This is a genomic window from Chitinimonas sp. BJB300 (genome assembly GCF_002735695.1).
Classification (GTDB): domain Bacteria; phylum Pseudomonadota; class Gammaproteobacteria; order Burkholderiales; family Chitinimonadaceae; genus Chitinimonas.
In genome coordinates this window covers 19,835-27,556 of sequence record NZ_PDZH01000063.1, presented here as the reverse complement: position 1 = coordinate 27,556, position 7,722 = coordinate 19,835, and the positions used below count along the sequence as shown (strand labels likewise).

The following is a 7,722-nucleotide window of genomic DNA, read 5'->3' as shown; positions in this document are numbered from 1 at the left end:
CCTTGATCACGAGAGCTTCGCGGAGTCATGCCCGCTCGCCCTGCTCGGCAGCGCCTTCTATCCGGTTCTTGTCCATCGGCTCGCGGTTTACGATCCACGCTTCCTTCCCACGCTCGGTCGCCCTCACACAGTTGCGCTTCACTTCGTTCGCTGTGATCAACTTACGGCGGGACTTCCACCCGCAGGAGTGCGCCCATGCTGGGCGCACATGACAAAAGCCCGGCGTACCGGGCTTTTGTCTAAGAACCTGTCTAAAGTCTCGCGAGCTAGGGCAAGATAAGGCAAAAACAGCCGAGGAAGCGGAGTTTACAAGTGGTAAATGAGCATTCCGAGGGTGTTTTCAACGCCATATTCCCGACGCACAGCAGACTTTAGACAGGTTCTAAGCGTCTATTCAACGTCAGTTGTGTCAGCTACTCTGGAATCGGTTCATCCCGAGTCTTCCAAAGCGAATACGCAACTCCAACAGCCAAGAGACCAAAGGTAACGCCCAGAGAAATAGGCGAAGGAATCTTGATGGCAAAATTGACCAGAAAGATTTTTACACCAATGAAGACCAACACCACTGCCAATGCGTATTTCAAATAGTGGAAGCGATGCACCATGGCGGCCAAGGCAAAGTAGAGTGCCCGCAAACCCAGAATGGCGAAGATATTCGAGGTGAACACGATGAACGTATCCGTCGTGATCGCAAAGATAGCCGGCACGCTGTCCACGGCGAAAACCAAGTCCGTCAGTTCCACCATGATCAGAGTTAGAAACAATGGGGTCGCCCACAAGACCATCTTGCTCGGATCGTGCTTGTCCGCTTCTTTGACAAAGAACTGATTGCCATGCAGCTTTTCGGTAAAGCGGAAATGCGCCTTCAGCCACTTCAAAAGTGGATTCGTCGCCACATCGGTTTCATCGTCCTTCATAAACAGCATCTTTACACCGGTAATGACCAGGAAAGCCCCAAAAAGGTACATGATCCAGCTGAATTCATGGATTAGCGCCGCGCCCAATCCAATCATGACGCCACGCATCACAATGGCGCCCAAGATGCCCCAAAACAGCACGCGGTGTTGATAGACACGTGGGATGGCAAAGTAAGTGAAGATCAGGCTGATAACGAAGACGTTATCCATCGACAAGCTCTTCTCCACCAAGAACCCCGTGAAATAGTCCATGCCCGCCTTCTCGCCGAGCTCGTACCAGATCCAGCCACCAAACAGCAGACCGGCGCTGATATAGAAGGCGGAAAGCTTGAAGCTCTCCTTCACGCTGATTTCGTGGTCCTTCTTATTCAGAACGCCCAGGTCAAGTACCAACAGGCCAATGACAACGGCGGCAAAGGTCCCCCACATCCATAGCGGATAATCCACGGTCTTTCTCCCAACTGGTTTATTGCAACATAGGCAAAGGGCCGGTTTTTCTGTTCTAACAACTACCTGCTGTCGACCCCACCACAACACGACTGAATCGACAGCAGTTACCGCAAACGCTTAATCTTCCCACTACCGTCCTCGAGCAAACGACTAGGCCAACTGTTTTAGCGCTTCAATACGTGACTCAATCGGCGGATGGCTGCTAAACAGACTGCTGAGGCCCTTACCATTGATGCCCGACGCAGCCATATTCTTAGGTAGATCGCCGGCTTCACGACCACCCAATACCTGCAAGGCGTCAATCATCGGCGCATTGCTACCCAATAATTTGGCGGCGCCTGCATCAGCACGGTATTCACGTTGACGCGAGAAATACATGACCACCACGCTCGCCAAAATCCCGAAAAGGATTTCAAAAACAAAGCTCGCAATCATGTAGCCAATGCCTGGCCCGCTGCTTTCCTGATCGTTACGGCGCAAGAAGCTGTCGACCAGGTAACCCGCAACACGCGAAAGAAACACGACAAAGGTGTTCACCACCCCCTGAATCAGCGTCAGCGTCACCATGTCGCCGTTGGCGATGTGCGCAACCTCATGGGCAAGCACCGCCTCAACCTCACGGCGTCGCATGGTTTGCAAAAGCCCGGTTGACACCGCTACCAAGGAATTGGATTTGCTGGGGCCTGTGGCAAACGCATTGGGTGCGCCCTCGTAGATCGCCACCTCTGGCATAGGCAAGCCAGCTCGCTCGGAGAGTGTTTTCACGGTGCTTACCAACCAAGCCTCATCGGCGTTGCGTGGTTGCTCAATCACCTGCGCGCCCGTGCTCCATTTCGCCATCATCTTGGACATCAATAGCGAAATAATAGAACCGCCAAAACCAATCAGAGCTGAAAACGCCAGCAACATGCCAAAGTTCATACCGTTGGCTGTCAAGTAACGATCCACCCCTAGTAGGCGGGCACTAATCGACAACACCAACATCACTGCCATATTGGTGGCAAGGAAAAGCAGAATACGTTTCATAGGAAGTCTCCTGTGGGGCTCATGCCCATTAAATCCAGACTGGCGAAGTGTACCTTTCCTTTCATCTCGAAAGAACCGAGTATATTCTTACTTAATATTCGGTTTTTTCGATTGATCTGGCATGAGCAAGCCTGAACTGAACTACAAGCATCTGCACTACTTCTGGACAGTAGCCAAAGAAGGCGGCGTGGCACGCGCGGCTGAACGACTGGGCGTCAGCCCACAAACCATCAGTGGTCAGCTGGGCAAGCTGGAACGCGACATAGGCCGCACCCTATTCACCCAGGTAGGGCGACGGCTGGAGCTGACCGAAGCAGGCCGGGAAGCTTTGCGCTATGCCGATGAAATCTTCCTACTCGGCGAACGCCTGCGTGAAGCATTGGATGAACCCGCATTAGGCCAAGCCAGCCGGCTCACCGTCGGGATTGCCGACTCGGTACCCAAACTGGTTGCCTATAAGCTGCTAGCCCCAGTGGTGGAAGCATCTCCGCAGCTACGCTTGGTCTGCCACGAAGGGGAATTCGACGAACTCACCTCTGCCCTATCCCGCCATAAGCTCGATATCGTGCTGTCCGACCGCGACCTGGGCCAAGCACAGCAACGCCGCCTAGTCGCACGCAGATTAGCCTCCTGCCCCATCGGCATCTATGCCGCCAGAAGCCTGCTGGAAAAGCCTGGCGCCGCCCGCAATATCGCCGACTTCAGCCATGCACCAATGTTGTTGCCCAGTAAACGCACCAGCATGCGGACACGGCTAGATGTCTGGATGGATGCAGAGGGCCTCACACCCAATGTTGTCGGCGAATTTGACGACAGTGCGCTTCTGACCACATTTGGGGGAAATGGTGCCGGTTATTTCCCTGCTGCAACCGTGCTTACCGAAATGCTTTCGCGCCAATACGATGCAGAACTTGTCATAGAACTCAGTGATGTCAACGAAGGCTATTACGCCATCAGCCTCCCCTCACGCCTGCCAAACCTGCATGTCGCTCGGCTATTGCAATCGGCGCTACCTTGAACCTTGCCTAGCTCTCCAACAACTCTCGCCGCAAATGCTCTGGAATATTCGATAACACCAAGGTATCGCTGTGCTTATCGTAAATCACCGCGCCCGACCTTAAACTGCTGCGGTCGAACTCCAGCTTCCATTGCGGCGCATTGGCTTTGAAGCGTACCAGTGGCTTGATAGCGCGCTTATCGGGGATAAAGCCACCTGATAATGCCAAGTCCTGATCAGCGAGCTGATGGCGTAGGCGGTCGGGCGCATCCGGCCATGCCTTGTTGGCGACTTGGTCCAGGCTTAGCGGTAGCCCCGCGTCCCCCAGCTCATCCAGAAAAACGTGCGCCCGCTCAAATAGCTGGTCACGCTGGGTTGGCGCCAACGCTTGGCGTTCGGCAAACTGTTCCAGCCCTTGTACCAGCTTCTGCGTTTCTCGTAAGGCCACTACGATATCGTTACAACCGAGGAAAAGTTTGAAGTAGTTGGCAACCTCACCCCTACCCTTCAAAAAGCTGATGTAACGCTCGGCGCCACGTTGCCAAGCGTCCAGGTCGATACGGCCAGCGACGCGCAGGTTGGCAAGGTCGAGGTGAACCGTCTCGATAATGTCCAGGTCATCGGTCATGGTGGTGCCGACGGCTTCGCTGATGATGGCGACCAGGAGGAAGTCAGCTGCGCCATTGTCTACCCGTGCTATCAACACATGCCCGCCACTCGCGAGTTGTTCTTGCTCGGCCCGAGTTTGCAGGTGTTGCATCATCAACTGGGCTAAGGTAATGAAGTCGATGGACTCTTCCACCGCATGCTGGCGCACAAAGCGTGGCATGGGGAAATTGTCTTCGTCGTCCTCAAAACGGCCATATCCTTTGCCGATTCTCTCGGCGTAATGCTTGCAAAGCTGGTCGACCAAACGTTGGGCGCTGGCAGTGACTGGCAACTGGCCCGCACGCAGCGCGATAGTGGCTGGACCATGCGCATCTTTTTGCAGATGATGAATGACCAGATTACGAATGGTATTGAGCGGTGCAGTCATGAGATGTAGCCGGACAGACAAAGACAAGAGGGGCGCATTTTCCCACCTAAGCGAGATACAGGCAGTATTTATGTATCGGAATAACCCACCAGCCGCCCAAAAACAAAACCGGCTGAGGCCGGTTTTGTTTTTTACCCTGGTGGTCTACAGCATAAGCTGCTTAATCGGTATAGAATGCCAAGGGGCCTGTACTGGTGATCCCTAAATTGAAGTGCTGGCTCAAGTCTGTGAACTGACTTCCCTGCTCGGCATTGCGCATAATCTCATGTAGCAACTCCAACTCCTTGAATGCCTCAACCAACTCGCCATCCCCATTGAGCAATACCTCAATGCGTAACTTGTCTGGATGGTTTCCTATTACCTGGATACGGCTGCCCTCCCCCCACCATTGCAATTGAACCGGCGGAGGCACCGGAAGCTTCTGCCGCGCAAACAACTCGGCAAGCAATTTGCCATACGCCGCCAGACTCACCGCTGCCTTGGTGCGGATCGCATCCAGATTTACGCCAGCTTTGTCCGGTGCAATGCCGAAGATGCGAGCCAAGCCTTCATCCAGCCGACTTTCCTTCACTGCGTCCATTCGCTTTGCTCCTGAAGTAAAAAAATGTCGGCGTAAGACGCACACCAACCCCGTTTATCATTCTCTACTGTTATAGCGAGATTGAGAACGGGCTCCAATTGAATTTTTCGATGGCGCGTCAGATATGCGCGCAGCGAGATGCTTAGTCCTTTGCCAACCGGCTTAGTTCATATACAAGTTCCAAAGCAGCACGCGGCGTAAGACTATCGGGGTCGATAGCTAAAACCCGTTCCAGTAAAGGATGGTTTTCCGGCTCGGCAAGCTCAACAACAGGTGTGGTAAATAGGTCTCCCTGCCCTGTTTGGCTCGCACGCTGATTTTCCAACTCGATCAGATAACGCTTGGCTTGACGTATTGTTTCTCTTGGCACACCTGCCAGCTGCGCCACCTGCAAACCATAGCTCTGGCTCGCAGGACCTTCTTCCACGCTATGCAGGAAGACAATCTTGTCTTTGTGCTCAACCGCATCCAAGTGCACATTGGCGACCTGCTGATAGTCGATAGCCAGCCGGGTCAATTCAAAGTAGTGCGTGGCGAACAAGGTATAGCTGCGGTTTTTCTCGATCAGCGCTCGGGCGATTGCCCATGCCAAGGCCAAGCCATCAAACGTGGAAGTGCCACGGCCCACCTCATCCATCAATACCAGCGCGTGTTCACCAGCATTGTTGAGAATATTGGCGGTCTCAGTCATTTCCACCATGAAGGTCGACCGTCCACCCGCCAAATCATCGCTGGCCCCAATACGGGTGAAGATACGATCGAGCCGGCCGATGATCGCCTGCTTGGCTGGAACAAAGCTGCCTATCTGCGCCAGCAGCACAATCAGGGCCGCTTGGCGCATATAGGTCGATTTACCGCCCATATTGGGGCCTGTAATCAGCAAAAGCTTACGGCTGGCATCAAAGTACAGATCGTTGGCGATAAAGGCTTCGCCGGAACCATCGCGCAGCTGCTGTTCCACCACCGGATGGCGTCCCGCTTCGATATGCAACACCGCCTCATCACGGAAGCTGGGCGCAACCCAATCCAGTACGATGGCGCGATCGGCCAGACAGCACAGTACATCGAGCCCCGCCACCGCCTGCGCCACCAGCTGCAGGCTGATCACCGCGGGGGCCAACGCATCGAGCAAACCTTCATACAAAGACTTTTCCAGCGCCAGTGACCGTTCCTGCGCCGAGAGCGCCTTGTCCTCGAATGTCTTGAGTTCCGGCGTGATGTAGCGCTCGGCGTTCTTCAGCGTCTGCCGACGGCGATAGTCGTCCGGAATTTTGTCACCATGTGAGTTGGTGATCTCAATATAAAAACCATGTACCCGGTTGTATTCCACCTTCAGATTCGGAATTCCGGTACGTTCACGCTCGCGCACTTCCAATGCAAGCAGAAAGTCGCCGTGGTTGGTCTGGATAGCGCGCAACTCATCAAGCTCGGCATGAAAACCACCGCGTATCACCCCACCATCGCGTATCACCACCGAGGGCTCGTCCATCACAGCGCGGCTCAGCAAATCAACCACCTCATTCGGCGGCATCAGCTGGCGGCCGATTTCCCCCAGCAGCGCATTGTCTGGCAACTGGGGCAACAATCCGGGCAACGCACGCAAGCTATCGCGCAACGCCGATAAATCACGTGGCCGAGCCGACCGCAATGCGATGCGGGCAGCGATACGCTCGATATCATGGATATTCGCCAACTGTTCACGCAGGCTATCCAACGCTGGCATTTCAGTCAGCGCCGCAATCGCATCGCGCCGGCGCGCCACCTTATCCTGGTTACGCAACGGGTGGTGCAGCCAATGCCGCAGCAGCCGGCTGCCCATGGCAGTTGTGCAAGTATCCAGCAGCGAAAACAACGTTGGCGATGCTTCGCCGCGTATCGTCTCGGTCAGTTCCAGATTCCGGCGTGTCGCCGCATCCAACGCCAGATACTGCCCGGCTTGTTCCACCGCCAGCGTGTTCACATGCGGCAGCGCCCCACACTGGGTTTGACGCGCATACTCCAGCAACGCGCCAGCCGTACCCACCGCCACTCCAGGCGCATCGACACCAAAACCACTCAAATCCTGGGTTTGGAACTGCCGGGCCAGGTTGCGCGCCGCGGTTTCCACATCAAACTGCCAACTGGCGATGCGCTTCACGGCATAGCCCGCAGCCGCAGGCAGTTCAAGCGCCAAATCCTCAGGTAACAGCACTTCTGCGGGCTTTAGGCGCTCAAGCTCGCTGGCCAGGGCTTCCGGGAGGGTTTCCAGCATGCGGAAATCACCCGATGCGAGCGACAGCCACGCCAAGCCCAATCGCCCCTTCATGGCATTCACGGCCAGCAGTAGGTTCTCTCGCTTATCATCAAGCAGCGCGGCATCGGTCAATGTCCCGGGAGTGACGATCCGTATCACCCGCCGCTCCACCGGGCCCTTGCTGGTAGCAGGGTCGCCAAACTGCTCGGCAATCGCCACCGACTCGCCCAGTTTCACCAGCTTGGCTAGGTAGCCCTCAGCGGCATGATAGGGAATACCGGCCATCTTGATCGGTGTGCCTGCGGTCTGGCCACGGCTCGTCAGGGTGATATCCAACAACCGTGCTGCTTTGACTGCATCGTCAAAGAACAACTCGTAGAAGTCACCCATCCGATAAAAAAGCAGTTTGTCCGGGTGCTGGGCTTTCAGCGCCAGAAATTGCTGCATCATCGGGGTATGGGCGGGTGTATTCATAGGTATTGG

General features: G+C 55.2%; 6 protein-coding genes. 1 reads left to right on the top strand and 5 read right to left on the bottom strand.

All coding sequences use genetic code 11. The features are described 5' to 3' along the window. Positions 1–413: 413 nt before the first annotated feature. Both CSQ89_RS12245 and htpX read right to left on the bottom strand, forming a co-directional pair. Complete coding sequence (locus tag CSQ89_RS12245) at positions 414–1,364, bottom strand: TerC family protein (RefSeq protein ID WP_308418145.1); 951 nt, start codon at positions 1,362–1,364, stop codon at positions 414–416. Positions 1,365–1,517: 153 nt separating this feature from the next. Further along, the gene (gene htpX, locus CSQ89_RS12240) at positions 1,518–2,393 is read right to left on the bottom strand and encodes a protease HtpX (protein WP_099406438.1); all 876 of its coding nucleotides are present in this window, start codon (positions 2,391–2,393) and stop codon (positions 1,518–1,520) included. Positions 2,394–2,514: 121 nt separating this feature from the next. Here htpX and CSQ89_RS12235 point away from each other — a divergent pair, with 121 nt between their 5' ends. Then, positions 2,515–3,411 (top strand): LysR substrate-binding domain-containing protein, encoded by an 897-nt coding sequence (locus tag CSQ89_RS12235; RefSeq protein WP_099406437.1) that lies wholly within the window; start codon positions 2,515–2,517, stop codon positions 3,409–3,411. Between the two features lie 7 nt (positions 3,412–3,418). Here the strand turns inward: CSQ89_RS12235 and CSQ89_RS12230 are convergent, their stop codons facing one another. The 3 genes from CSQ89_RS12230 to mutS all read right to left on the bottom strand — a co-directional run bounded on the left by CSQ89_RS12230 (position 3,419) and on the right by mutS (position 7,713). Beyond that, positions 3,419–4,426, bottom strand: a complete 1,008-nt coding sequence (locus tag CSQ89_RS12230) for a nucleoid-associated protein (RefSeq protein ID WP_099406436.1) — start codon at positions 4,424–4,426, stop codon at positions 3,419–3,421. A 160-nt stretch (positions 4,427–4,586) separates the two neighbouring features. Further along, the gene (locus CSQ89_RS12225) at positions 4,587–5,006 is read right to left on the bottom strand and encodes a hypothetical protein (protein WP_099406435.1); all 420 of its coding nucleotides are present in this window, start codon (positions 5,004–5,006) and stop codon (positions 4,587–4,589) included. A gap of 142 nt (positions 5,007–5,148) precedes the next feature. Next, entirely contained in the window at positions 5,149–7,713 is a 2,565-nt protein-coding gene (mutS, locus tag CSQ89_RS12220) for a DNA mismatch repair protein MutS (RefSeq protein WP_199065475.1), read from the bottom strand. Positions 7,714–7,722 lie beyond the last annotated feature (9 nt).

Coding starts and splice junctions, on each gene's coding strand:
- htpX (WP_099406438.1), bottom strand. CDS start 2,393: ATGAAACGTATTCTGCTTTTCCTTGCCACCAATATGGCAGTGATGTTG.
- CSQ89_RS12235 (WP_099406437.1), top strand. CDS start 2,515: ATGAGCAAGCCTGAACTGAACTACAAGCATCTGCACTACTTCTGGACA.
- CSQ89_RS12230 (WP_099406436.1), bottom strand. CDS start 4,426: ATGACTGCACCGCTCAATACCATTCGTAATCTGGTCATTCATCATCTG.
- CSQ89_RS12225 (WP_099406435.1), bottom strand. CDS start 5,006: ATGGACGCAGTGAAGGAAAGTCGGCTGGATGAAGGCTTGGCTCGCATC.
- mutS (WP_199065475.1), bottom strand. CDS start 7,713: ATGAATACACCCGCCCATACCCCGATGATGCAGCAATTTCTGGCGCTG.